22 protein-coding genes and 1 tRNA gene are annotated in these 23,130 nt (G+C 57.0%); 10 read left to right on the forward strand and 13 right to left on the reverse strand.

Going from position 1 to position 23,130, the window contains the following annotated elements:
* Positions 1-22 precede the first annotated feature (22 nt).
* From RHP74_RS25305 to trmJ, 4 genes are all read right to left on the reverse strand, one after another.
* Positions 23-1,237, reverse strand: a complete 1,215-nt coding sequence (locus tag RHP74_RS25305; protein ID WP_010457878.1) for an IscS subfamily cysteine desulfurase — start codon at positions 1,235-1,237, stop codon at positions 23-25.
* 50 nt (positions 1,238-1,287) lie between these two features.
* The gene (iscR, locus tag RHP74_RS25310; RefSeq protein ID WP_007903581.1) at positions 1,288-1,779 is read right to left on the reverse strand and encodes a Fe-S cluster assembly transcriptional regulator IscR; all 492 of its coding nucleotides are present in this window, start codon (positions 1,777-1,779) and stop codon (positions 1,288-1,290) included.
* Positions 1,780-2,004: 225 nt separating this feature from the next.
* Complete coding sequence (gene cysE, locus RHP74_RS25315; RefSeq protein WP_010457882.1) at positions 2,005-2,781, reverse strand: serine O-acetyltransferase; 777 nt, start codon at positions 2,779-2,781, stop codon at positions 2,005-2,007.
* Positions 2,782-2,783: 2 nt separating this feature from the next.
* A complete protein-coding gene (gene trmJ / locus RHP74_RS25320) occupies positions 2,784-3,554 on the reverse strand; it encodes a tRNA (cytosine(32)/uridine(32)-2'-O)-methyltransferase TrmJ (RefSeq protein ID WP_010457884.1) in 771 nt (256 codons plus the stop codon).
* 145 nt (positions 3,555-3,699) lie between these two features.
* On the opposite strand from trmJ, the gene suhB reads away from it, so the two are divergent.
* A complete protein-coding gene (gene suhB / locus RHP74_RS25325; protein WP_008053258.1) occupies positions 3,700-4,518 on the forward strand; it encodes an inositol-phosphate phosphatase in 819 nt (272 codons plus the stop codon).
* A gap of 250 nt (positions 4,519-4,768) precedes the next feature.
* On the opposite strand, the gene RHP74_RS25330 is transcribed toward suhB, so the two are convergent.
* From RHP74_RS25330 to queA, 6 genes are all read right to left on the reverse strand, one after another.
* Positions 4,769-5,317 (reverse strand): glycine zipper 2TM domain-containing protein, encoded by a 549-nt coding sequence (locus RHP74_RS25330; RefSeq protein WP_010457893.1) that lies wholly within the window; start codon positions 5,315-5,317, stop codon positions 4,769-4,771.
* Between the two features lie 120 nt (positions 5,318-5,437).
* Positions 5,438-6,352 carry a protein translocase subunit SecF gene (gene secF / locus RHP74_RS25335; protein ID WP_304817020.1) on the reverse strand — a complete coding sequence of 305 codons (915 nt, stop codon included), beginning with the start codon at positions 6,350-6,352 and terminating at the stop codon, positions 5,438-5,440.
* A 9-nt stretch (positions 6,353-6,361) separates the two neighbouring features.
* Positions 6,362-8,230: a protein translocase subunit SecD gene (gene secD, locus RHP74_RS25340; RefSeq protein ID WP_311096572.1), complete on the reverse strand. Its 1,869-nt coding sequence runs from the start codon at positions 8,228-8,230 to the stop codon at positions 6,362-6,364.
* 63 nt (positions 8,231-8,293) lie between these two features.
* Complete coding sequence (yajC, locus tag RHP74_RS25345) at positions 8,294-8,629, reverse strand: preprotein translocase subunit YajC (protein ID WP_007982729.1); 336 nt, start codon at positions 8,627-8,629, stop codon at positions 8,294-8,296.
* A gap of 43 nt (positions 8,630-8,672) precedes the next feature.
* Positions 8,673-9,788, reverse strand: coding sequence for a tRNA guanosine(34) transglycosylase Tgt (gene tgt / locus RHP74_RS25350; protein WP_010457900.1), 1,116 nt, complete (start codon positions 9,786-9,788; stop codon positions 8,673-8,675).
* A 14-nt stretch (positions 9,789-9,802) separates the two neighbouring features.
* Positions 9,803-10,852, reverse strand: a complete 1,050-nt coding sequence (queA, locus tag RHP74_RS25355) for a tRNA preQ1(34) S-adenosylmethionine ribosyltransferase-isomerase QueA (RefSeq protein ID WP_008025479.1) — start codon at positions 10,850-10,852, stop codon at positions 9,803-9,805.
* A gap of 107 nt (positions 10,853-10,959) precedes the next feature.
* Between queA and RHP74_RS25360 the strand changes: the two genes are divergently transcribed.
* From RHP74_RS25360 to RHP74_RS25375, 4 genes are all read left to right on the forward strand, one after another.
* Positions 10,960-11,044: transfer RNA gene (locus RHP74_RS25360), tRNA-Leu, on the forward strand.
* A 163-nt stretch (positions 11,045-11,207) separates the two neighbouring features.
* Positions 11,208-11,537 carry a hypothetical protein gene (locus tag RHP74_RS25365; protein WP_311096574.1) on the forward strand — a complete coding sequence of 110 codons (330 nt, stop codon included), beginning with the start codon at positions 11,208-11,210 and terminating at the stop codon, positions 11,535-11,537.
* 362 nt (positions 11,538-11,899) lie between these two features.
* Positions 11,900-12,595: an HNH endonuclease gene (locus RHP74_RS25370; RefSeq protein WP_311096575.1), complete on the forward strand. Its 696-nt coding sequence runs from the start codon at positions 11,900-11,902 to the stop codon at positions 12,593-12,595.
* A 191-nt stretch (positions 12,596-12,786) separates the two neighbouring features.
* On the forward strand, positions 12,787-13,527 hold the full coding sequence (locus RHP74_RS25375) for a hypothetical protein (protein WP_311096576.1): 741 nt from the start codon (positions 12,787-12,789) through the stop codon (positions 13,525-13,527).
* A 117-nt stretch (positions 13,528-13,644) separates the two neighbouring features.
* Here the strand turns inward: RHP74_RS25375 and RHP74_RS25380 are convergent, their stop codons facing one another.
* Positions 13,645-15,090, reverse strand: a complete 1,446-nt coding sequence (locus RHP74_RS25380) for a hypothetical protein (RefSeq protein WP_311096577.1) — start codon at positions 15,088-15,090, stop codon at positions 13,645-13,647.
* A gap of 909 nt (positions 15,091-15,999) precedes the next feature.
* Here RHP74_RS25380 and RHP74_RS25385 point away from each other — a divergent pair.
* On the forward strand, positions 16,000-16,308 hold the full coding sequence (locus RHP74_RS25385; RefSeq protein WP_311096578.1) for a DUF3077 domain-containing protein: 309 nt from the start codon (positions 16,000-16,002) through the stop codon (positions 16,306-16,308).
* A 430-nt stretch (positions 16,309-16,738) separates the two neighbouring features.
* Here the strand turns inward: RHP74_RS25385 and RHP74_RS25390 are convergent, their stop codons facing one another.
* Together RHP74_RS25390 and RHP74_RS25395 are read right to left on the reverse strand one after the other, a co-directional pair.
* Positions 16,739-17,107 (reverse strand): PH domain-containing protein, encoded by a 369-nt coding sequence (locus RHP74_RS25390; protein WP_010457986.1) that lies wholly within the window; start codon positions 17,105-17,107, stop codon positions 16,739-16,741.
* Positions 17,108-17,181: 74 nt separating this feature from the next.
* Positions 17,182-17,523: a potassium channel family protein gene (locus RHP74_RS25395; RefSeq protein WP_077749351.1), complete on the reverse strand. Its 342-nt coding sequence runs from the start codon at positions 17,521-17,523 to the stop codon at positions 17,182-17,184.
* A gap of 415 nt (positions 17,524-17,938) precedes the next feature.
* On the opposite strand from RHP74_RS25395, the gene RHP74_RS25400 reads away from it, so the two are divergent.
* From RHP74_RS25400 to RHP74_RS25415, 4 genes are read left to right on the forward strand one after another with little or no spacing between them, the layout of a single operon-like run.
* The gene (locus RHP74_RS25400; RefSeq protein WP_010457990.1) at positions 17,939-18,415 is read left to right on the forward strand and encodes a formate dehydrogenase subunit gamma; all 477 of its coding nucleotides are present in this window, start codon (positions 17,939-17,941) and stop codon (positions 18,413-18,415) included.
* The gene (locus tag RHP74_RS25405) at positions 18,412-19,944 is read left to right on the forward strand and encodes an NADH-ubiquinone oxidoreductase-F iron-sulfur binding region domain-containing protein (RefSeq protein WP_311096580.1); all 1,533 of its coding nucleotides are present in this window, start codon (positions 18,412-18,414) and stop codon (positions 19,942-19,944) included. The genes RHP74_RS25400 and RHP74_RS25405 overlap by 4 nt, the downstream gene beginning before the upstream one ends.
* A complete protein-coding gene (gene fdhF, locus RHP74_RS25410; RefSeq protein WP_311096581.1) occupies positions 19,941-22,823 on the forward strand; it encodes a formate dehydrogenase subunit alpha in 2,883 nt (960 codons plus the stop codon). Before RHP74_RS25405 ends, fdhF begins: the two co-directional genes overlap by 4 nt.
* A complete protein-coding gene (locus tag RHP74_RS25415; RefSeq protein ID WP_010457997.1) occupies positions 22,820-23,041 on the forward strand; it encodes a formate dehydrogenase subunit delta in 222 nt (73 codons plus the stop codon). The genes fdhF and RHP74_RS25415 overlap by 4 nt, the downstream gene beginning before the upstream one ends.
* Positions 23,042-23,130: the final 89 nt, after the last annotated feature.

The raw sequence follows: 23,130 nt of genomic DNA on the forward strand, positions 1-23,130 counted from the left end.
GCCGGTTTGCGGCGACTTGAAATCAGTGTGCCGCCCACTCGATTTTCGAAATGTCGACACCGTCTTTGTACATGTCCCACAGCGGCGACAGGGTGCGCAGCTTGGTAACGGCCTCGCAGACTTTCTGCGCGGCGTAGTCGATTTCTTCTTCGGTGGTGAAACGGCCGAAGGTGAAACGGATCGAGCTATGGGCCAGTTCGTCGTTGCGGCCCAGGGCGCGCAGTACATACGAAGGCTCAAGCGATGCCGAGGTGCAGGCCGAACCGGACGAAACCGCCAGATCCTTGAGCGCCATGATCAGCGACTCGCCTTCAACGTAGTTGAAGCTCAGGTTCAGGTTGTGCGGTACGCGGGCGGTCATGCTGCCGTTGATGTACAGCTCTTCCAGGCCTTCGACCTGCTTGAAGAAACGGTCGCTAAGGGCTTTGATACGGATGTTCTCGGCCGCCATGTCTTCCTTGGCTACGCGGAACGCTTCGCCCATGCCGACGATCTGGTGGGTCGCCAGGGTGCCGGAACGCATGCCACGCTCGTGACCGCCGCCGTGCATGGTCGCTTCGATGCGCACACGCGGCTTGCGGCTGACGTACAGCGCGCCGATGCCTTTAGGGCCGTACGTTTTGTGGGCAGAGAACGACATCAGGTCGACTTTCAGCTTCTGCAAGTCAATCTCGACCTTGCCAGTGGACTGAGCGGCGTCGACGTGGAACAGAATACCCTTGGAGCGGGTCAGTTCGCCGATGGCTGCGATGTCGTTGATGGTGCCGATTTCGTTGTTCACGTGCATGACCGAGACCAGGATGGTGTCGTCGCGCAGGGCGGCTTCGATCATCGCTGGCGTAACCAGGCCGTCAGTCTGAGGCTCGAGGTAGGTCACTTCGAAACCTTCACGCTCCAGCTGGCGCATGGTGTCGAGGACAGCCTTGTGCTCAATCTTGGTAGTGATCAGGTGTTTGCCTTTGGTCGCATAGAAATGCGCCGCACCCTTGATTGCCAAGTTGTCGGACTCGGTGGCACCGGAGGTCCAGACGATTTCACGCGGGTCGGCGTTAACCAGGTCAGCGACCTGACGACGAGCGTTTTCGACGGACTCTTCAGCTTTCCAGCCGAACACGTGGGAACGGGACGCCGGGTTACCGAAGTTTCCGTCGACCAGCAGGCATTCACTCATCTTTTGCGCAACACGCGGATCAACCGGGGTGGTCGCAGAGTAATCAAGGTAAATCGGCAATTTCATGGACTATCTCCTAATCAGGCTGGCTGGCGTACCGCTTTGCTCTCTGGCTGTCATTCGACGGCGGACGCTTCAATCTTGTCCAGGCGTGGCGCCTTGCTGTTGCAACGGCGCTGGTCCTGACGCTGGGCTACTTCTTGCACCTCACGGCGAGTTACAAGGTCAGCCAAGCTGATACCGCTCAGAAATTCGTGAATCTGCAGGCTCAGATCGCACCACAAGTGGTGGGTCAGGCAGGTGTCGCCTTGATGGCAATCACCTTGGCCCTGGCATTTGGTTGCATCGACCGATTCGTTCACCGCATCGATCACCTGGGCGACCTGGATGCCCTGCATGTCGCGGGACAGTTGGTAGCCACCGCCCGGGCCACGAACGCTGGAGACCAGATTGCTGCGGCGCAATTTGGCGAAAAGCTGTTCGAGGTAGGACAGGGAGATGCCTTGGCGCTCGGAGATATCGGCCAGGGACACCGGCCCGTGCTGCGCGTGCAACGCCAGGTCGAGCATGGCGGTTACGGCGTATCGGCCTTTTGTAGTCAGTCGCATGGACAATTACCACGGAGTTCGGAATGGGGCGAGTATGCAATTCCCGAGTATTTAAGTCAACTATAAGACCTAGTACTTTAGTCAGGATTACCCGCAAAAGAGCGCGCGCATCATAGCAAAGGCTGGGCGCGAACAGCCAGCAGTACCGCGTTATCGTTCATCGCGGGCAAGCCTCGCTCCTACAGGGGTCGCGCCAAGGCTTGCCCGCGAAGGGGTCGGCGCGGTTTAACTGGCCTGGCTCTGATCCTTGTCCTTCACACAGGCAAAGTCTTCTTCGCGCAGCTCAGGCAGATCTTTCGCACAGTAATTACTGCCCAGGTCCTTCAACGCTCCGCACATCCCCTCCAGACGGCCATCGACTGCCTGCAGGTGATCGAGCAATTGGTTAATAGCCCGCGCCACCGGGTCAGGCATGTCTTCGCCAACACCGTAGGCATCGAAACCGATCTTCTCGGCCATGGCCTTGCGCTTGGCGTCCTGCTCTTCATCGGACTTGACGATGATCCGCCCCGGAATTCCGACCACCGTGGCCCCAGCCGGAACCGCCTTGGTCACGACGGCGTTGGAACCGACCTTGGCACCCGCGCCCACCGTGAACGGACCGAGCACCTTGGCGCCCGCCCCGACCACCACGCCATCTTCCAGCGTCGGGTGACGCTTGCCCTTGTTCCAGCTGGTGCCACCCAACGTCACGCCCTGATAAAGGGTGACATCGTTGCCGATCTCGGCGGTCTCGCCAATGACGATGCCCATGCCATGGTCAATAAAGAAGCGACGACCGACCTTGGCGCCGGGATGAATCTCGATCCCGGTCAGCCAGCGACCGAAGTTAGAGACAACCCGCGCCAGCCACTTCCAACCCATACCCCACAGGGCCGATGACAGGCGATGGATCCAGATGGCGTGCATGCCGGGGTAGCAGGTCAGGACTTCAAAGGCGTTGCGCGCTGCCGGGTCACGATGGAAAACACTCTGGATATCTTCACGCAAACGCTCGAACATTTTTAATCCTTCCGCTTTAGAAGCTCGCCACGGGCCGCTTTCTGGGTTTCCGTGAGGATGCCACGCAATATATTCATTTCCGCCCGGCTGACCGAGCTGCGACCGTACAACCGGCGCAGGCGCGCCATCAAGTGCCGTGGTTTTTCCGGATCGAGGAATTCGATGGCCACCAGGGTTTGCTCCAGGTGCTCATAGAATCGCTCCAGCTCATCCATGGTCGCCAGCTCACCACTTTTGGTGGACGCCACCTCATCCTTCTCGACCTTGCTCGGCTGGCCTTGGGCCGCGAGCCAGGACATGCGCACTTCATAACTCAACACCTGCACCGCTGCCCCAAGGTTCAGCGAACTGAACTCAGGGTCTGATGGAATGTGCACGTGATAATGACATCGCTGCAGCTCTTCATTGGTCAGGCCGGAATCTTCACGACCAAAGACCAAGGCAATCTCGGCACCCGATGCCGCTTCCTCGACCACCTTCACACCGCATTCGCGGGGATCGAGCAACGGCCAGGGGATGCGACGGTCACGGGCGCTGGTGCCAAGCACCAGATTGCAGCCGACCAAGGCATCTTCCAAGGTGGCGACGACTTGCGCGTTTTCAAGGATGTCCCCGGCGCCGGAAGCACGGGCATCGGCCTCGTGATGCGGGAACAACCGCGGTTCGACCAGCACCAGCCGCGACAGGCCCATGTTCTTCATGGCACGCGCAGCCCCGCCGATGTTGCCGGGGTGGCTGGTATTGACCAGGACGACACGAATGTTATGCAGCACGGGAGGCGTTCTCGAACACAAATTTGGGAGCAGAATCTTACAGTTGATCCTACCGTTAAGCTATGAAAGCGAACACCAACCTTCACCTGTAGAAAAGTTCTGATAGAATGCCCGGCTTTCTTTAACAACCTTAGGTGACACATCCATGCAGCCCATGCTGAATATCGCGCTGCGCGCCGCCCGCAGCGCCAGTGAATTGATCTTCCGCTCCATCGAGCGCCTGGATACCATCAAGGTCGACGAAAAAGACGCCAAGGATTATGTATCCGAGGTGGATCGCGCCGCCGAACAGAAAATCATCGACGCGCTGCGCAAGGCCTACCCGAATCACTCGATCCTGGGTGAAGAAACCGGCATGCACGCCGGCACCGGGATCGAAGGCGAAGAATACCTGTGGATCATCGATCCGCTGGACGGCACCACCAACTTCCTGCGCGGCATTCCTCACTTCGCTGTCAGCATCGCCTGCAAATACCGCGGTCGCCTGGAACACGCTGTTGTTCTGGACCCGGTTCGCCAGGAAGAATTCACCGCCAGCCGTGGTCGCGGCGCTCAACTGAACGGTCGTCGCCTGCGCGTCAGCGGCCGCACCAGCCTGGACGGCGCCCTGCTGGGTACCGGCTTCCCGTTCCGTGACGACCAGATGGACAACCTCGACAACTACCTGGGCATGTTCCGCGCCCTGGTAGGCCAGACCGCCGGCATCCGCCGCGCAGGTTCGGCGAGCCTGGACCTGGCCTACGTGGCTGCCGGTCGTTTTGACGCCTTCTGGGAGTCGGGCCTGTCCGAGTGGGACATGGCGGCAGGCGCCCTGCTGATCCAGGAAGCCGGCGGCTTGGTGAGCGACTTCACCGGTGGCCACGACTTCCTTGAGAAAGGCCACGTCGTTGCAGGCAACACCAAGTGCTTCAAGGCAGTATTGACGGCGATCCAGCCGCACCTGCCGGCCTCGCTGAAACGCTAAGCGAACGCCCACAAAAAAGCACCCTTCGGGGTGCTTTTTTTATGCCCGGGATTTTTACCTGCAGCACCACGGACCCCATGTAGGAGTGAGCCTGCTCGCGATAGCGATGTATCAGTCTCCACCTGTTTTGACTGATAGATTGCAATCGCGAGCAGGCTCACTCCTACAGGGGATTTGCTGTGTCGCTTAAATCGTGGGCAAAAAAAAGCACCCATCCGGGTGCTTCTTTTTGAATCTGAATTGCAGTTTTCTAGTGAGCCTGTTCGTTCTGCGACAGGACCAGCTTGCCTTCCTTGTCGACCGGAATCTGGTTACCCGGATCACGATCCATCCGCACCTTGCCTTCCTTGCCATCCAGCGAATAACGAACGTCGTAGCCTACAACCTTGTCGCTGATGTCATTCACTGTGTTACAGCGAGTCTGAGTCGTGGTGTAGGTGTCACGCTCTTGCATGCCTTCCTGAACCTTGTTGCCCGCATAACCACCACCGACAGCGCCTGCGACCGTGGCAATCTTCTTGCCGGTGCCGCCGCCGATCTGGTTACCCAGCAAACCACCGGCTAATGCACCGACCACCGTACCGGCGATCTGGTGTTGATCTTTCACCGGCGCTTGCCGGGTTACTGCTACATCCTTGCACACTTCACGTGGCGTCTTGATTTGTGTCTTGACCGGTTCAACGGCTAGCACTTGCGCATACTCAGGGCCGCTTTTAACCAGGCTGTAGGTGGCAACAGCACCCCCGGCTGTTACACCGACAGCACCCAATACCGCACCAACCAGCAACGACTTGTTCACATGAACCTCCTGACAATCACATGCGGGCAAAGCCCGCGCTTCTCCCAGCCTTGGAGCATAAAAAAAGGCGCGAGTTCAACTCGCGCCTTTTTGGGCTGACAGCTGGAGGAGCGATGGCCGTTATGGACGGTCGTCGACTTCCTTGTCAGTGGCCACAGGAGGAATCAGGTCCTCGCTGCTCAGGTTCAGCCAGATCAGCACCACGTTCGCGATGTAGATCGACGAGTAAGTACCCGCCAGAACACCGATAAACAGGGCAATGGAGAAGCCGAACAGGTTGTCGCCACCGAAGAACAGCAGGGCCGCGATCGCCAGCAAGGTGGAGATCGACGTCGCCATGGTGCGCAGCAGGGTTTGCGTGGTCGAGATGTTGATGTTCTCGATCAGGCTGGCCTTGCGCAGTACACGGAAGTTCTCACGAACCCGGTCGAATACCACGATGGTGTCGTTGAGCGAGTAACCAATGATCGCCAGTACCGCCGCCAGCACCGTCAGGTCGAAGGTGATCTGGAAGAACGACAGGATACCGATGGTCACGATCACGTCGTGGATCAGCGAAACGATGGCACCGACCGCGAACTTCCACTGAAAGCGGAAAGCCAGGTAGATCAGAATGCCGCCCAGCGCCATCAGCATGCCGAGGCCGCCCTGGTCGCGCAGTTCTTCACCCACCTGCGGGCCGACGAACTCGACGCGTTTGACCGTTGCCGGGTTGTCGCCGCCGACTTTCAGCAGCGCTTCTGCCACTTGATGGCCCAGCTGCGGGTCTTCACCCGGCATACGCACCAGCAAATCGGTAGTCGCACCGAAGCTCTGCACGATTGCCTCGTGATAACCCGAAGTGACCAGCTGCTCACGCACCTTGGTGACATCGGCCGGACGCTCGTAGGTCAGCTCGATGAGCGTACCGCCGGTGAAGTCCAGGCCCCAGTTCATGCCCTTGGTGGCGACGCTGAACAAAGCCAGCACGGTAAGGAACAATGTGACGCCGAACGCAACGTTGCGAACGCCCATGAAGTTGATTGTACGTAACATGGCAGCCCCTTAAATCCACAACTTCTTGAAGTCACGACCGCCGAAGATCAGGTTGACCATCGCGCGGGTCACCATGATGGCCGTGAACATCGAGGTAAAGATCCCGAGGGACATGGTCACTGCGAAGCCTTTGACTGGACCTGTGCCCATCGCAAAGAGAATCCCGCCGACCAGCAACGTTGTCAGGTTGGCGTCGAGAATCGCAGTAAATGCCCGGCCGAAGCCTTCGTTGATTGCCCGTTGCACGGTCATGCCCGCCGCGATCTCTTCACGAATCCGCGAGAAGATCAGAACGTTGGCGTCGACCGCCATACCCATGGTCAATACGATACCGGCGATACCCGGCAGGGTCAGCGTTGCACCCAGCAGCGACATCAAGGCCAGCAGCAGCACCATGTTCACCGACAGTGCGACGGTGGCGATGATGCCGAAGAAGCGGTAGATGGCGATGATGAACAGCGAGACAAACAGCATGCCCCACAGCGATGCATCGATACCTTTGATGATGTTGTCGGCACCCAGGCTCGGGCCAATGGTGCGCTCTTCAGCGAAGTACATCGGTGCAGCCAGACCACCGGCACGCAACAGCAGCGCCAGTTCGGACGACTCGCCCTGACCGTTCAGGCCAGTGATACGGAATTGAGCACCCAGCGGCGACTGGATGGTCGCCAGGCTGATGATCTTCTTCTCTTCTTTAAACGTCTGGACCGCAACGTCTTTCTCGACGCCGTTGACCATTTGCTTGGTGTACGTGGTGACCGGGCGCTGTTCGATGAAGATCACCGCCATGCTGCGACCGACGTTGCTGCGAGTCGCACGACTCATCAGCTCGCCACCGTGGCCATCCAGACGGATGTTCACTTCTGGCGTGCCGTGCTCGCCGAAGCCTGCCTTGGCGTCAGTCACCTGGTCACCGGTGATGATCAGGCCACGCTCGATCTGTGCCGGTGGACGATTGCCTTCACGGAACTCGAAGCTTTCGGAAGTGGCTTTCGAAGCGCCCGGCTCAGCCGCCAGACGGAACTCAAGGTTGGCCGTCTTGCCGAGGATACGCTTGGCTTCTGCGGTGTCCTGCACGCCCGGCAGCTCAACCACGATGCGGTTGGCGCCCTGACGTTGAACGATCGGTTCGGCAACACCCAGCTCGTTGACGCGGTTACGTACCGTGGTCAAGTTCTGCTTGATGGAGTATTCACGGATTTCCGCCAGCTTGGCCGGGGTCATCGCCAGACGCAGCACCGCCTGACCATTGAGGTCGGCCGGAACAATGTCGAAATCGTTGAAGTTCTTGCGGATCAGTGCGCGGGCCTGTTCGCGGGAAGCTTCATCAGCGAAGCCCAGCTGAATGGCACCGTTGAGTTGCGGCAGGCTGCGATAGCGCAGTTTCTCTTTACGCAACAGACTCTTTACATCGCCTTCGTACACTTTCAAGCGTGCGTCGAGGGCTTTGTCCATGTCCACTTCGAGCAGGAAGTGCACACCACCGGACAAGTCCAGACCCAGCTTCATCGGGTGCGCGCCCAGGTTGCGCAGCCATTGCGGGGTGGTTTGTGCCAGGTTCAGCGCGACGACGTAGTCATCACCCAGTGCCTTGCGCACGACGTCTTTGGCCGGCAGCTGATCTTCTGCCTTGGTCAGACGAATCAGACCGCCCTTGCCATTGGCCGCCAGCGTGGCTGCCTTGACGTTGATCCCGGATTCCTTGAGCGCAGCGCTCACACGATCCAGATCAGCCTGATTGACTTGCAGCGCAGTGCTTGCGCCGCTGACCTGAATGGCCGGGTCATCAGGATATAAATTGGGAGCGGAATAAATCAGACCGACCGCCAGCACCGCCAGGATCAGAATGTATTTCCACAGAGGGTATTTGTTCAGCATCACGCCGCCCGCTTATGACGCGGGGCGCCTTGCGCGCCCCGTCGATTGAGTAGAAGTTGAAACTTAGATCGCTTTTAGCGTGCCTTTTGGCAGCGTGGCGGCAATGGCGCCTTTCTGGAACTTCATTTCGACGGTGTCGGAAACTTCCAGAACCACGAAATCATCAGCCACTTTAGTGATCTTGCCGGCGATGCCGCCGGTGGTCACAACTTCGTCGCCTTTCTGCAGGCTGCTCAGCAGGTTCTTCTGCTCTTTGGCGCGCTTGGCCTGTGGACGCCAGATCATCAGGTAGAAGATGACCAGGAAACCGACCAGGAAAATCCACTCAAAGCCGCCGCCCATTGGGCCTGCAGCAGGTGCAGCAGCGTCAGCCATGGCATTAGAGATAAAAAAGCTCATTTAGCACTCCAGTTGCAAATGTTGAATCTTGGGGTCAGAAAACTCAGTCCAAAGGCGGAACAGGAAGCCCGCGTTTGGCGTAGAAGGCATCGACAAAGGCGGCCAATGTACCCTGTTGAATAGCCTCGCGCAAACCAGCCATAAGCACTTGATAATGACGCAAGTTATGGATGGTATTGAGCATGCTCCCCAGCATTTCGCCGCACTTGTCCAGGTGATGCAGATAAGCGCGAGAGAAGTTCTGGCAGGTATAGCAATCGCAGGTCGGATCGAGCGGCGAATCATCATGGCGATGGAACGCGTTACGGATCTTCAGCACGCCTGTATCAATGAACAGATGCCCATTGCGGGCATTACGGGTTGGCATCACGCAATCGAACATGTCCACACCGCGGCGCACACCCTCAACCAGATCTTCCGGTTTGCCAACGCCCATAAGGTAACGAGGTTTGTCAGCCGGCATTTGCCCCGGCAGGTAATCCAGCACCTTGATCATCTCGTGCTTGGGCTCGCCCACCGACAGACCGCCAATGGCCAGGCCATCGAAGCCGATCTTGTCGAGGCCTTCCAGGGAGCGCATGCGCAGATCCTGGTGCATGCCGCCCTGAACGATGCCGAACAGCGCCGCCGTGTTGTCGCCATGGGCTTCTTTCGAACGCTTGGCCCAACGCAACGACAGCTCCATGGAAATCCGTGCGACGTCTTCGTCGGCCGGATACGGCGTGCACTCGTCGAAAATCATCACGATGTCTGAGCCCAGGTCACGCTGAACCTGCATCGACTCTTCCGGGCCCATGAACACTTTGGCGCCGTCGACCGGAGAAGCGAAGGTCACGCCCTCCTCCTTGATCTTGCGCATCGCGCCGAGGCTGAACACCTGGAAACCGCCGGAGTCGGTCAGAATCGGGCCTTTCCACTGCATGAAATCGTGCAGGTCGCCGTGCTTCTTGATCACTTCGGTGCCAGGACGCAGCCACAAGTGGAAGGTGTTGCCCAGAATGATCTCCGCGCCGGTCGCGACGATATCCCGCGGCAGCATGCCCTTGACGGTGCCATACGTGCCCACCGGCATGAACGCCGGGGTCTCGACGGTACCGCGCGGGAAGGTCAAACGACCGCGACGAGCCTTGCCGTCGGTAGCAAGCAACTCAAACGACATACGACTTTGGCGACTCATTCTTTGTCCTCAGGGCCACGTGGTGCGGGGTTACGGGTGATAAACATCGCATCACCGTAGCTGAAAAAGCGGTATTCATGCTCGACAGCCGCTTTATAAGCGGCCATCGCTTCGGGATAACCGGCGAACGCCGAAACCAGCATCAACAGCGTGGATTCGGGCAAATGAAAGTTGGTGACCAGGGCGTCGACCACATGAAACGGCCGGCCCGGGTAGATAAAGATATCGGTGTCACCACTGAACGGCTTGAGCACACCATCGCGCGCGGCGCTTTCCAGGGAACGCACGCTGGTGGTCCCCACCGCCACCACACGACCACCGCGAGCGCGACAGGCCGCCACGGCATCCACCACGTCCTGGCCGACTTCCAGCCATTCGCTGTGCATGTGGTGATCTTCGATCTTCTCGACGCGCACCGGCTGGAACGTGCCAGCGCCGACGTGCAAGGTCACGAACGCGGTCTCGACGCCCTTGGCGGCAATCGCCTCCATCAGCGGCTGATCGAAATGCAGCCCCGCCGTCGGCGCCGCCACCGCGCCCAGGCGCTCGGCGTACACCGTCTGATAACGCTCGCGGTCCGAGCCTTCATCCGGGCGGTCTATATAAGGAGGCAGCGGCATATGCCCGACGCGATCCAGCAGCGGCAACACCTCTTCGGCAAACCCCAGCTCGAACAACGCATCGTGCCGCGCCAGCATCTCAGCCTCGCCACCGCCATCGATCAGGATCTTCGAACCCGGCTTCGGCGACTTGCTGGACCGCACATGCGCCAGCACACGATGACTGTCGAGCACCCGCTCCACCAGAATTTCCAGCTTGCCGCCGGAAGCCTTCTGGCCAAACAGCCGCGCCGGAATCACCCGGGTATTGTTGAACACCATCAAATCGCCCGGACGCAAATGCTCGAGCAAATCGGTGAATTGACGGTGTGCCAGGGCGCCGCTGACCCCATCAAGGGTCAACAGGCGACTGTTGCGACGCTCGGCCAAAGGGTGGCGAGCAATCAGCGAATCAGGGAGTTCGAAAGTAAAGTCAGCAACGCGCATGATGGGGTTCGTCTAGCAGGGGCCGGAAGTCTAGCCGAAATAGTGAAAATTCTCTATGTACCTGATTGACCGACGGTAATCTCATCTCTATACTTCGCCGCCATTGAGCCCTGATGGCGGAATTGGTAGACGCGGCGGATTCAAAATCCGTTTTCGAAAGGAGTGGGAGTTCGAGTCTCCCTCGGGGCACCAAAATTAAGAAAGGTCTTGCTTAGCAAGGCCTTTTTTTTCGTCTGCGATAAAGTGGCTGACGCCCCGCCTACCTGTAGGAGCTGCCGAAGGCTGCGATCTTTTGATCCTGCTTTTCAACGCCACAACCCGAAACTGCTCGGCTAACGAATCAAGGATTCACACAATGGAATTGCTGCTGGAAACCGTTGCCCTTTTCGCCTTCAAGCTGGCTTATGAGCGGGAAGGTGAAAGTCCGATTCTGCGGGATGATCCGATCATGAGTGACTATGAGCGGGAGGTTTTTGGGTTGTTGGTGCGGCGAGGTGATGTCGAGGCCATTCAGTTCAGAGTGGCGCACTGCGTGGGTTTGGCGCTGGACGCTATAGGCGAGGCGGATACGCCGCTAGGGCGAGAACTGCAACGATTGTCAGCTGATTTCAGCCGTGCGCGGACACTGGAGCAGCTTAATGCGCCGCTCATTGCGCTTAAGGATTACCTGAAAGACATTCAATAAATGAAGGAGGCGGTCTAAAAAACGGGAACGCCCATTAGCTGGAGACGCTGGTCGGGAGCGTCTTATCCACATTAAATCTGCCCTCCTTTTCCACCACTTTCCCATAAAGATAAACCAATCCCCTTTTCCTTTCCCAGCCCCCATTTCCCTGGCCATCTTCTTTTGTTCACCTTAACGCTGATAGGATCCACCAACTTTCATGTGGGTCGGTTGGCAAAATGCCGCACCGAATCAAAAGCTGTACATTGGAGTGAGTTGTGACAGGGAAAAATTGGTACCACGCAGCAGGAATTCTGTGGCCTCAACTTGTTGACGTCGCCTCCAGACGGATGACAGCGACATATGGAGAGTTAGCACCCTCGGTGCAGACCAACCCTTTATCAATGCGTTGGGCGCTCGATCCGATACAAACATACTGCATTGAAGCGAAACTACCTCCACTGACGTCCATTGTGATCGGTGCAAAGTCGGGCGTTCCTGGTACCGGCTTTATAGGGTGTCAGTTGGATGATCTCGAGACAGCCCACCATCTCGTTTTTGATAACGACTGGAGCAAGACTCCAAACCCCTATGGAGCCTTTGGTCCGGCCGACACTCCGGAATCTTTGGCTCAAGCTCTTATCGACCAGCCTGAAAATAGCCATGAGATCTATGCCAAGGTTAAAGTTCGAGGAGTAGCACAAACTGTTTTTAAGGAAGCACTAGTACGAGCATATGGGCAACAGTGCGCAATGTGTGGGCTTAGCATCTACCAAGCCCTTGATGCCGCGCATATTATTCCTTGGAGTCTAGCTACCCCGGGGCAACGCCTCGACCCTCGGAATGGCCTACTACTATGCACAGTGCATCATCGGCTTTTCGATTGTGGGTTTATCACTATCACTCTGGGCGGTCGGACTCGGTATTGCGACCCTGCCATGGAAGACGGCCCCCACTCCCCAGCTGATAAAAATATGACGACAAGACTGCACGGCAAAAAAGCTTACTTACCAAGCAATCCAGCACTGTACCCCAGTCGCGAAGCTCTTGAGCATCACTATCTGCGGCACGGCTGGTGAATTGCATGTTGATCTGGTCATGGGAGACAATCAGCCAAGCGCTTTGAGTTACTCGTGTCTAGTCCTGCAACAGGTGTAAATCTATTTCAGGACTAGACACTGAAAAAATGGAAAAAGCGAGATGGATATATTTTCCGGGCACCCAAAAATAACCCTCCATCCCCTCCACAATAATTAAGGACAAATCTTCGATGCTGAGTGTTGGAGTTTTTCTTTTCGCCACTTTCATATATGGAACGCTTGCGTACCTCATCAAACGTAGAATTTACAACTCTCTAAAGATTGATCGATACCAATCTTTTGACTGGAAACCTGGACATGAATGGGCCCTCATTTTAAGCCCGGACTTTTGGTGGGCTATTCGTTTCAAATCACGCGCAAAAGCTTTATGCGCGGAGCATTCGAAAGAAAAGCTTAAGACATTCGTCACGCTCAGTAACACCTACAATTTTTGGTTTAGCCTAGCATTCGGGGCAATTACACTAATTTTTGCAAGTCACTTCCCAACTTCATATATCGCACAGCTCCTAGTATCACTGGCGGTCTTGCGCTTTATATCTCGCAGTCTTGAAATCACCTACGCCTTTGTCACAGATGCATTTCAAGATTCAGAGTCGACTACTGGCCTCACCAGCAAAGAACGAATCATTCTGGCCATGAGGAGCTACGTAGAGATATATTTCTACTCCGCACCTGCCTACCTTCTTTTCACGAAGTGCAATGATGCATGGGAAGCGATAAGCCTTTCGATGAACATTGGCACATTAACAAACGTAGGCCAAGCATTTTCAATAGTTGGTATGGGCTTCGAAATCAACATGGTTTTTATCCAGGTTTTTACAACATTGAGCCTAGTAATTTTAAGCCTAGCATCATACCTATCCAGATCGGAAGAAATTAAACAGCATCGTCAAACAGGTGAAAATAACTAAAGAACAAGAGGCAGATTGATTTTCAAGAAAATAGATCTTGCCTCCTTTTTTATTCTTGCGGTGCGATACCTAGTGTACCGAACGCTGCGTCAACGACTTGCCCCGTATAATACTTTGTTATGCCTCGTCGCTCTTCGGCTGCTCGCTGCCTGCCACCACTTCTTTTGGGACTTCAGGAAAAACAACTTTACCGATAGAGGTTAAGATAGCTTTCCGACACTTAGCTGCATATTTTGCATCGTGCTTATCTTTCAAGTACTTAGCGATGAGAAAGAGATCGGGGGTAAATACAAGGGCGGTAGAGCTTGAAGATGCAGCGGAAATACACTTTGTTGTAAATGGTTCCGGCCTGTCATCAATCGATTGCAACCTGTATGGATTACCAAACAGTACTGGCTTCGCAGGCTCACAAACTTCATCCCGCTCAAGATCTTCGTGAACATTCATTGCCAACTGCCGAAGTTTATCGATATTTATTGCTTTATTGTCTTTACCTTCAGCTTCGCCAATTAACCTGCCTTCCTTCGACTCAAAAACGGCATCAAATTCAGATTCGCCATTATCAAATTGCGAGACTTCAAATCCAATTATTTTTAGGGCGTCTAAAATTGCAAACTCTAGTGGCTTACCTTTTTCGAATAACAGGTTTCTAAGCCTCCCCAAGTCTTTTACCTCATCGATTACAGCCTCTTTTTCAGCTTGAATAACTTCGAGATCTTGTTCAATTTTCAGAAGCTTCTGAGATGCTAATTTTTCCTGACTCAATCTATATTTGGTATCTTTTGCCCAGTCAGGCTCAGGAGTTAATTCGGAAGATGATCGTAGAGATTTATCTATCGAAATAATCGCTTTTATCATCCTAGCTGCGAACTGCTTTGCTTCTGGTGTCCAACCGCCTTCATTTGCTTCGTCTTCTTCGCCAACAAAAAATGATGCAGGATAAAAGTCAATATCAGGAAGGCATAACAAGGCGCCATTAGAGTTTTTCGACGTAGCTATAGTACCTACCACCTTATCACCATGCTTGGTCAGCAAGCATGGGGTTACTTCACCACCAACGATAACCTTGTACGATGAAACACTCGAGAATTCATACCAATAAGATGATATGCAGTCGGAATTCTTTGCAGAAAGCTTTATCTCTTTCCCTTTTGAGATTATTGGTTTTAGACCTAATGGGATCGACTGATAATTATCATAGCCAGCTACGATTCTTGTCACTTTTTGATTTCTACCAGTTCCAGAATATTCTTTTTTTCCGGTAGCAATACTTAGCGGGGTCAGCTCACTTAAAAATACTAATACTAATTTCCCATGCTCAATAGCTGCTTTTATTTCTCTTCGCCAATGCTCAGACTGTGCTCGCAACTTGAATGATTGATCATCCGATAGGCATGGCTTCCCTTCGAAGGTACTTTCGCGCCTATAGAGGTAATCGTTAATATCTGGCTTAAAAAGTATTATATCCCAATCCAAAAGAGAAGCTTCAGAGTCAAATTCACAAGATTCAGCTTGATCATCAGCCAGCGAAAACCCAATTGTTAATATCTTCTTATTTGCCATGAATTTTCAGCCTCCTTACAACAACATACGGTTCGATTAAGCGCCTTGAGGCTGAGGCGTTTTTTAACGTTCTTTTAGGTCTATTTAGAGGCATCGACCGGCTCTTCTGTCTGGGTGTAGTCCTGCACTGAAAATGGCTGCCCGTACTGGGGCACAGAAACAAGGTGAGACCGCACAATGAATTCGATGCTCCCGACTGCAACTCCTTTCAGGGATGAGGCTGCTCACTGAGAGAGCCCCGAAGGAAAATTCGCACCAGAGGGGCGCACTTGCACTACCTTTTGCTCGGGATAACGTCTGTTCATGAATAACCCCCTGAGCTGCCAGTATGTATGGCGACGAATACTCCATACATACAGACGGTAAAGCAACGTGATATGGGCGAGCAATCAAGGGGGCCGATGTAAATACGGAATCCAATGTCTACTTCTAGTTGATAACGGACTTTGAGTGTAGCGGATAACCATGCCAAAACGGATTGAGCAGATTTTTCGTCTAAAGGGCTTGTGATCGAAGCCTTCAAAGGTTGCAGGGAAAGGGTCTGCACGCTAACCTCCCATCCGTCGCTGCCAATTCAGCGACCGGTGTGGAAACCCGTGTAATTCAAGGCGCAACAGCGCCCCAGACACGTCATCAGGCGCTTTTTTTATGCCTGCGGCGTGAGTTATGGCGGCTGTGCGTGGGACGTCTTCGGGCGTGCCGGTTTCCTTGATTCCCGGTTTTCCACCCTGCGCACAGCTGTCACCCATTCGTGTGGAAACGAATGCGGCAGCTTCACATATCAAGGAGTCTGATAATGCGCAGCATCAATCCGTACAAATTTTGGCTTTTCCCTCAACGCGATTCCCAGTTGCGTGACGTTCCGCTATCCACCCTCGCCCACCGCCTCTCCGTCACCGGAGGTGGCCAATGACCGATCAATCAGAGCTGAAAACCATCGGCCTAACCCCCGCCATTTACTGCGCCGATCAACCCCTCTTCCACGTCACACGCGGCGTTCCCCTCGGCGATGCATTGGCCATGGTTTCTGACTTTCTCTTCCTCGCCAAGAAGCTGAACGAAGATGCCGCCTACGCCACAGACACCGACCGCCACTCTTGGGCCGCGCATTATTTGACGGCGATGAGTAAGGCGGTGGTGGATGATGCGGTGAAGGTACTGACGCGGGATCGGAAGGTTGCGCCGATGTCGAAGCAGGCGGCGGAGGCTGAAGAGTAGCTTCTGGTTTTGAGACGTCAGGCGTAACGCATGTAGGGGCGGGTTTGGTCGCGGGGTGGGGCATTCAGCGGGAATGGTGGTTGCCTTGAGTTTTTCGCGAGCAGGCTCGCTCCCACAGGGGGGGCGGTTAAGCCAATTACTATGCTCCAGAGACAAGAAGGCCCGAACGTAATGCCGGACTGAGACAGCACCAGAGGATCGGGCGCGATTGGGATTGATGCTGTCGAAGCCTGATCATCATGTCTACGCCGACGCTACATAAAACACTGGTTTTTTGCCGACACCTAAGCGGGTGGAGGCTAAGGCTGGAGGTAGTGGCTAGCTTTAAGCGTTGATGGTGGCTGGTCTGGCGCTTTCGCGAGCAGGCCCCACACTGGATGTGTGTTTAGGCAGTTAGCCCCGAATTTTTCGGGGCTTTTTCGTGTTGGGGTTAGAGCAAGTGTTGGGAGATCAGTTTTGAGATTTCGACCATTGATGTCCTGCCGGTGAATTCGAATTTCACTTTTCCCAGCGACGAGAAATAAACCTCCAGTTCGGAGTCCAGGTCGAACGTGCCAGAGGTTTCCACCGAGTACGCCACGATGTTTTTGTAGGGTAATGAGGTGAAGTCTTTTTTGCTGCCGGTGAGGCCCTGGACGTTGACGGCGATGATGCGTTTGTTGGTGAACACCACGCCATCGCGCATGGACTTATAAGCGTCGATGACGTGTTCGCCGTCGATCAAGAGGTCGGAAACGCGTGCGGCGTATTCGTCGTTTTGCTTGAGCTTGAAGAATCCTTTGTTGTTGAAATCAATCATCAGTCTTTCCCGTTTTCAAATGAACATCGCTAGCAGGGCTTCATAGCGTATTTCCCACTACGCCGCCACGTCCCCTACTCCAGGTGGTCTGTCGCCCGCACCGCATTTTCAATCGCCCGAATGCTGATCGCCGCAAATATTGCCGTCATCAGCACCCCGTTAAACCCCAGCAAAACCGCCAGCACCCGTGAGACGGCCAGTTTCGGGACGAGATCGCCATAACCGATGGTCAGGCCGGTCACGAACGCGAAGTAGATACCGTCAAAAGGACCCCATCCTTCCAGATAGCTGATGATCAGACCGAACAGCACGATCAAAAACAGCAGGATGGAAAAAATCGGCCAGACAACGCGAAAGTAGAACCTGACGGCTTTATAGAATTCTCGACGGACGTGTGCTGCATGAGCGATGTTCATGTTATGGGCCCTTTGGGGGTTTGCCTGACCGGCAATCGAATGCTCGGCGCTTCAACACCCTTCAGCTTGGCACAAGCGAGGTCGATCGCCCGCTCATCGTACTCAAGGCGTATCTGAAAGATATTCGGTGAGCAAACGCTTGGCCTTGTGCTCTTCTAGACTTACTGGAGAGTCGTAGGCAGAACCGAACACGTCGCTTTGGTGCAGTTCGATCAATAGCAGCGTGGCAAGCTGCCCTTTATGCCCAATAGAGGTGCGGCGAAGACCGTATCGGGCACAACAAGATGCCCGCTCAGGGTGCCCTGGCCAACGGCCTGACAATGCCACGATACCGTGACGTGGTGTGAATGCCGCAGCCGACACTTTCGGACGACCGACAACCGCCTGGTTTGTCCGTGACCGTGAGGAATGCTGTATGCCTGATGAGATGTTGCAATTGCCTATGGTCAACAGCGTGCTGGAGCGCCACAAAGGCTCTGCGGGTGCACTGTTGCCCATCCTTCATGAGATTCAGGCCGGTATCGGTTACATCCCCGATGCCGCCATCCCCGAGATTGCCCACGCGCTCAATCAGAGTCAGGCCGAGGTTCGCGGGGTGATCAGCTTTTACCATGACTTCCGTACCGCGCCGCCGGCCCGGCATATCCTGCGGTTGTGCCGGGCTGAGTCGTGCAAGAGTCGCGGCGCCGAGCAGCTTGCCGCGCAGTTGCGCGATCGCTTGCAACTGGACGATCACGGCAGCAGCGCCGATGGCAGCATCAGTTTGCGTCCGGTGTATTGCCTCGGTGCCTGCGCCTGTTCGCCGGCGCTGGAACTGGATGGTCAGGTGCATGCGCGGCTCAGTGCCGAGCGTCTCGATGCTTTGCTCGACGCTTGCCGGGAGGACGCATGAGCCTCTATCTCCCCTGTGATTCTCTTGCCCGTGCCGTGGGTGCCGATGCGGTGGCGTCGGCCCTTGCCGGTCAGGACCTGCAACGCACCAGTTCCCGTGGTCTTTACTGGCTTGAGCCGCTGCTGGAAGTGGACACCCCGCAAGGCCGTATCGGCTTTGGCCCGCTGACCGCTAGCGATGTGCCGTCCGTGCTCGATGCGCTGCAAGGTGAGCCGTCCTCGCACCCACTGGCCTTGGGCCTGGTGGAAGAATTGCCCTATCTGAAATCTCAACAACGCCTGTTGTTCGCTCGCGCCGGTATTACCCGGCCGTTGTCGCTGGATGATTACCGGGCCCACGGCGGTTTCGAAGGTTTAACGAGAGCCGTGACCGTTGGCGGTGATCAAACTGCAACGGAAGTGTTCGATTCAGGCCTGCGTGGCCGTGGCGGCGCAGCGTTCCCCGCCGGGATCAAATGGCGCACGGTACGCGCCACCCAGGCTGTGCAGAAATACATTGTGTGCAACGCCGACGAAGGCGACTCCGGCACTTTCGCCGACCGCATGTTGATGGAAGGCGACCCCTTCCTGCTGATCGAAGGCATGGCCATTGCCGGCATCACCGTCGGCGCCAGCTACGGCTACATCTATGTGCGCTCGGAATACCCACAGGCCATCACCACGCTGAACGAGGCGCTGGAGATTGCCCGGTCCAACGGTTACCTCGGGGCCAATGTCGGCGGCAGCGGCTTGGCTTTTGATATGGAAGTGCGTGTCGGGGCCGGCGCTTACATCTGCGGTGAGGAAACCGCGTTGCTGGATTCGCTCGAAGGCAAACGCGGGGTCGTTCGCGCCAAGCCTCCGATTCCCGCGTTGAAAGGCCTGTTCGGCCTGCCGACGCTGGTGCACAACGTGCTGACCCTGGCCTCGGTGCCGCTGATTCTGGCCAAGGGTGCGCAGTTCTATCGCGATTACGGCATGGGCCGTTCCCTGGGCACGATGCCCTTCCAGTTGGCGGGCAATATTCTTCACGGTGGCCTGGTAGAACGGGCCTTTGGCCTGACCCTGCGCGAACTGGTGGAAGACTACGGCGGTGGCACCGCCAGTGGCCGACCGCTGAAAGCCGCGCAGGTCGGCGGCCCGCTGGGCGCCTGGGTGCCGCCGTCGCAATTCGACACGCCGCTGGATTACGAAGCGTTCGCCGGGATCGGCGCGATGCTCGGTCACGGCGGCGTGGTGGTCGCGGACGACAGCCTGGACATGGCGCAAATGGCGCGTTTCGCCTTGCAGTTCTGCGCTGAGGAATCCTGCGGCAAATGCACGCCGTGCCGTATCGGCTCGACCCGGGGCGTGGAGGTGATCGACCGTCTGCTGGCCGCGCCGGACCAGCGTGGTCGCGATGAGCAGGTCATCATCCTCAAGGACCTGTGCGACACGATGCAATACGGTTCGCTGTGCGCCTTGGGCGGCATGGCCCCCTTTCCGGTGGTCAGCGCCCTCAAGTACTTCCCCGCCGACTTCGGTCTGCAATCTTCGGAGGCCGACCAATGATTACCCTCTTCGACCCGAAAACCGATATTGATCTGGGCACCCCGGCCCGCGACAGCGACGTGCAGATAACCCTGAGCATCGACGGGCGCAGCATCAGCGTGCCCGAAGGCACTTCGGTGATGCGCGCCGCCGCGTTGATGGGCACGACTATTCCGAAACTGTGTGCCACCGACAGCCTGGAAGCCTTCGGCTCCTGCCGCATGTGCCTGGTGGAGATCGACGGCATGCGCGGCTATCCCGCGTCTTGCACCACGCCGGTCACCGAAGGCATGACCGTGCACACCCAGACGCCGAAGCTCGCGACCCTGCGTCGCAATGTCATGGAGTTGTACATCTCCGATCACCCGCTGGACTGCCTGACCTGCTCCGCCAACGGCAACTGCGAGCTGCAAACCGTCGCCGGTCAGGTCGGCCTGCGGGAAGTGCGTTACGGCTATGAAGGCGAGAACCATCTGGCCGACGTGAAGGACACCTCCAACCCCTACTTCGACTACGACCCGAGCAAGTGCATCGTCTGCAACCGCTGCGTGCGTGCCTGCGAAGAAACCCAAGGCACCTTTGCGTTGACGATTACCGGACGCGGTTTTGAATCCCGAGTGGCGGCGGCCGGTGGCGATAACTTCCTCGACTCCGAATGCGTGTCCTGCGGCGCTTGTGTACAGGCCTGCCCTACGGCGACGCTGATGGAAAAAAGCGTGGTCGAACTGGGTCAGCCGGAGCACAGCGTGATCACCACCTGCGCCTATTGCGGCGTGGGCTGCTCGTTCCGCGCCGAGATGAAAGGCGACCAGCTGGTGCGCATGGTTCCGGACAAGAATGGCCAGGCCAACCATGGTCACTCGTGCGTCAAAGGACGCTTCGCCTGGGGCTACGCCACCCACCCGGATCGCATCACCAAGCCGATGATCCGTAAACACATCAACGACCCGTGGCAGGAAGTCAGCTGGGATGAAGCGGTGACTTACGCCGCCAGCGAATTCCGTCGGTTGCAGCAAAAGTACGGCCGCGATTCCATTGGTGGCATCACCTCCAGCCGTTGCACCAACGAAGAAACCTACCTGGTGCAAAAACTGGTGCGCGCTGCGTTCGGCAACAACAACGTCGACACCTGTGCGCGGGTCTGCCACTCGCCGACTGGTTATGGGCTGAAACAAACTTTGGGCGAATCCGCCGGCACCCAAAGTTTCGACTCGGTGATGCAGGCCGACGTGATTCTGGTGATGGGCGCCAACCCCAGCGACGCCCACCCGGTGTTCGCCTCCCAACTCAAACGCCGCCTGCGTGAAGGCGCACGCCTGATCGTCATCGACCCACGGCGCATTGATCTGGTGGACGCGGTGCATGCCCGCGCCGAACTGCACCTGGCCCTGCGCCCGGGCACCAACGTCGCCATGCTCAACGCACTGGCTCACGTCATCGTCACCGAAGGCTTGCTCGATCAGGCCTTTATCGACGCCCGTTGCGAGGGCAGCGATTTCGCTCGCTGGAGCGAGTTCGTCAGCCGTGCGGAACACTCGCCGGAAGTGCTCGGCCCGGTCTGCGGCGTCGCCGCTGCCAATATCCGCGCCGCCGCTCGCCTGTATGCCGGTGCCGGCAATGCGGCGATCTACTACGGCCTGGGCATCACCGAACACAGCCAGGGCAGCACTGCGGTCATGGGCATCGCCAACCTCGCCATGGCCACCGGCAACATCGGCCGCGAAGGCGTGGGCGTGAACCCGCTGCGTGGGCAGAACAACGTCCAGGGCTCCTGCGACATGGGTTCGTTCCCCCACGAATTGCCCGGTTACCGGCACATCTCCAACGAAGTGGTACGGGCGCAGTTCGAACAGGCCTGGAACGTCACCTTGCAACCCGACCCGGGGCTGCGTATCCCGAATATGTTCGAGTCGGCGCTGGCCGGCAGTTTCAAAGGCCTGTATTGCCAGGGCGAAGACATCGCCCAGAGCGACCCGAACACCCAGCACGTCACCGCAGCCTTGTCGGCCATGGAATGCATCGTGGTGCAGGACATTTTCCTCAACGAAACCGCCAGGTTCGCCCATGTATTCCTGCCGGGCAGCTCGTTCCTGGAAAAGGACGGCACCTTCACCAACGCCGAGCGGCGTATCTCGCGGGTGCGCAAGGTCATGGAACCGCTGGGTGGCAAGGCTGACTGGGAAGGCACAGTGGCGCTGGCCAACGCCCTAGGCTACCCGATGAACTACACGCATCCGTCGCAAATCATGGATGAAATCGCCAGCCTGACGCCGACGTTCACCAACGTCAGTTACGCCGCACTCGACAGACACGGCAGCCTGCAATGGCCGTGCAACGCCGCGGCGCCGGACGGCACGCCGACCATGCACATCGATCAGTTCGTGCGCGGCAAAGGGCGCTTCATGCTCACCGGGTACGTGCCCACCGAGGAGAAGGTCAACAATCGTTATCCGCTGCTGCTGACCACTGGGCGCATCCTCAGTCAGTACAACGTCGGCGCTCAGACACGGCGAACCGAAAACGTCGCCTGGCACGATGAAGACCGCCTGGAAATCCACCCGACCGACGCCGAGAGCCGAGGCATCAACGAAGGCGACTGGGTCGGCATCGGCAGCCGCGCCGGTCAGACAGTACTGCGTGCGCGGGTTACCGAGCGGGTCGCGCCGGGCGTGGTGTACACGACGTTCCACTTCCCGGAATCGGGGGCCAACGTCATCACCACCGACAACTCCGACTGGGCTACCAACTGTCCGGAGTACAAGGTCACGGCCGTGGAAGTCAGCCGCGTCTACCACCCTTCCGAGTGGCAAAAACGCTATCAGGCCTTCAGTGATGAACAGGACCGTCTGCTCAAGGAACGCCGGCATGCCCGTGGCGCCAAAGCGGAGGTGCGCCGATGAGTACGGAGAACCTGATCAAGATGGTCAACCAGATCGCCCTGTATTTCGCCACCGAACCGGACCAGCAAGCGGCCGTGCTCGGTGTGCGTAACCATTTGCAGATGTACTGGACGCCGGGCATGCGCAAGGAATTGCTGGCCTGGCAGACAGAACATCACGGGGCGGATTTGCATCCGTTGGCGCAGGCGGCGGTCAGTGGCGCGGGGTGGGAGGCTTAGGTTCACACGATCCCGTGAGATTGCCCCGGCCTGCTGGCTGGCACTAACACCTGTGGCGAGGGAGCTTGCTCCCGCTGGGCCGCGAAGTG

The sequence above is a fragment of the Pseudomonas sp. SG20052 genome, from assembly GCF_031766055.1.
Lineage (GTDB): Bacteria > Pseudomonadota > Gammaproteobacteria > Pseudomonadales > Pseudomonadaceae > Aquipseudomonas > Aquipseudomonas mandelii.

Excerpts from the sequence above, each read along its gene's own strand:
- RHP74_RS25305 (WP_010457878.1), bottom strand. The coding sequence starts at position 1,237 with ATGAAATTGCCGATTTACCTTGATTACTCTGCGACCACCCCGGTTGAT.
- iscR (WP_007903581.1), bottom strand. The coding sequence starts at position 1,779 with ATGCGACTGACTACAAAAGGCCGATACGCCGTAACCGCCATGCTCGAC.
- cysE (WP_010457882.1), bottom strand. The coding sequence starts at position 2,781 with ATGTTCGAGCGTTTGCGTGAAGATATCCAGAGTGTTTTCCATCGTGAC.
- suhB (WP_008053258.1), top strand. The coding sequence starts at position 3,700 with ATGCAGCCCATGCTGAATATCGCGCTGCGCGCCGCCCGCAGCGCCAGT.
- secF (WP_304817020.1), bottom strand. The coding sequence starts at position 6,352 with ATGTTACGTACAATCAACTTCATGGGCGTTCGCAACGTTGCGTTCGGC.
- secD (WP_311096572.1), bottom strand. The coding sequence starts at position 8,230 with ATGCTGAACAAATACCCTCTGTGGAAATACATTCTGATCCTGGCGGTG.
- yajC (WP_007982729.1), bottom strand. The coding sequence starts at position 8,629 with ATGAGCTTTTTTATCTCTAATGCCATGGCTGACGCTGCTGCACCTGCT.
- tgt (WP_010457900.1), bottom strand. The coding sequence starts at position 9,788 with ATGTCGTTTGAGTTGCTTGCTACCGACGGCAAGGCTCGTCGCGGTCGT.
- queA (WP_008025479.1), bottom strand. The coding sequence starts at position 10,852 with ATGCGCGTTGCTGACTTTACTTTCGAACTCCCTGATTCGCTGATTGCT.
- RHP74_RS25365 (WP_311096574.1), top strand. The coding sequence starts at position 11,208 with ATGGAATTGCTGCTGGAAACCGTTGCCCTTTTCGCCTTCAAGCTGGCT.
- RHP74_RS25375 (WP_311096576.1), top strand. The coding sequence starts at position 12,787 with ATGCTGAGTGTTGGAGTTTTTCTTTTCGCCACTTTCATATATGGAACG.
- RHP74_RS25380 (WP_311096577.1), bottom strand. The coding sequence starts at position 15,090 with ATGGCAAATAAGAAGATATTAACAATTGGGTTTTCGCTGGCTGATGAT.
- RHP74_RS25385 (WP_311096578.1), top strand. The coding sequence starts at position 16,000 with ATGACCGATCAATCAGAGCTGAAAACCATCGGCCTAACCCCCGCCATT.
- RHP74_RS25390 (WP_010457986.1), bottom strand. The coding sequence starts at position 17,107 with ATGATTGATTTCAACAACAAAGGATTCTTCAAGCTCAAGCAAAACGAC.
- RHP74_RS25395 (WP_077749351.1), bottom strand. The coding sequence starts at position 17,523 with ATGAACATCGCTCATGCAGCACACGTCCGTCGAGAATTCTATAAAGCC.
- RHP74_RS25400 (WP_010457990.1), top strand. The coding sequence starts at position 17,939 with ATGCCTGATGAGATGTTGCAATTGCCTATGGTCAACAGCGTGCTGGAG.
- RHP74_RS25405 (WP_311096580.1), top strand. The coding sequence starts at position 18,412 with ATGAGCCTCTATCTCCCCTGTGATTCTCTTGCCCGTGCCGTGGGTGCC.
- fdhF (WP_311096581.1), top strand. The coding sequence starts at position 19,941 with ATGATTACCCTCTTCGACCCGAAAACCGATATTGATCTGGGCACCCCG.
- RHP74_RS25415 (WP_010457997.1), top strand. The coding sequence starts at position 22,820 with ATGAGTACGGAGAACCTGATCAAGATGGTCAACCAGATCGCCCTGTAT.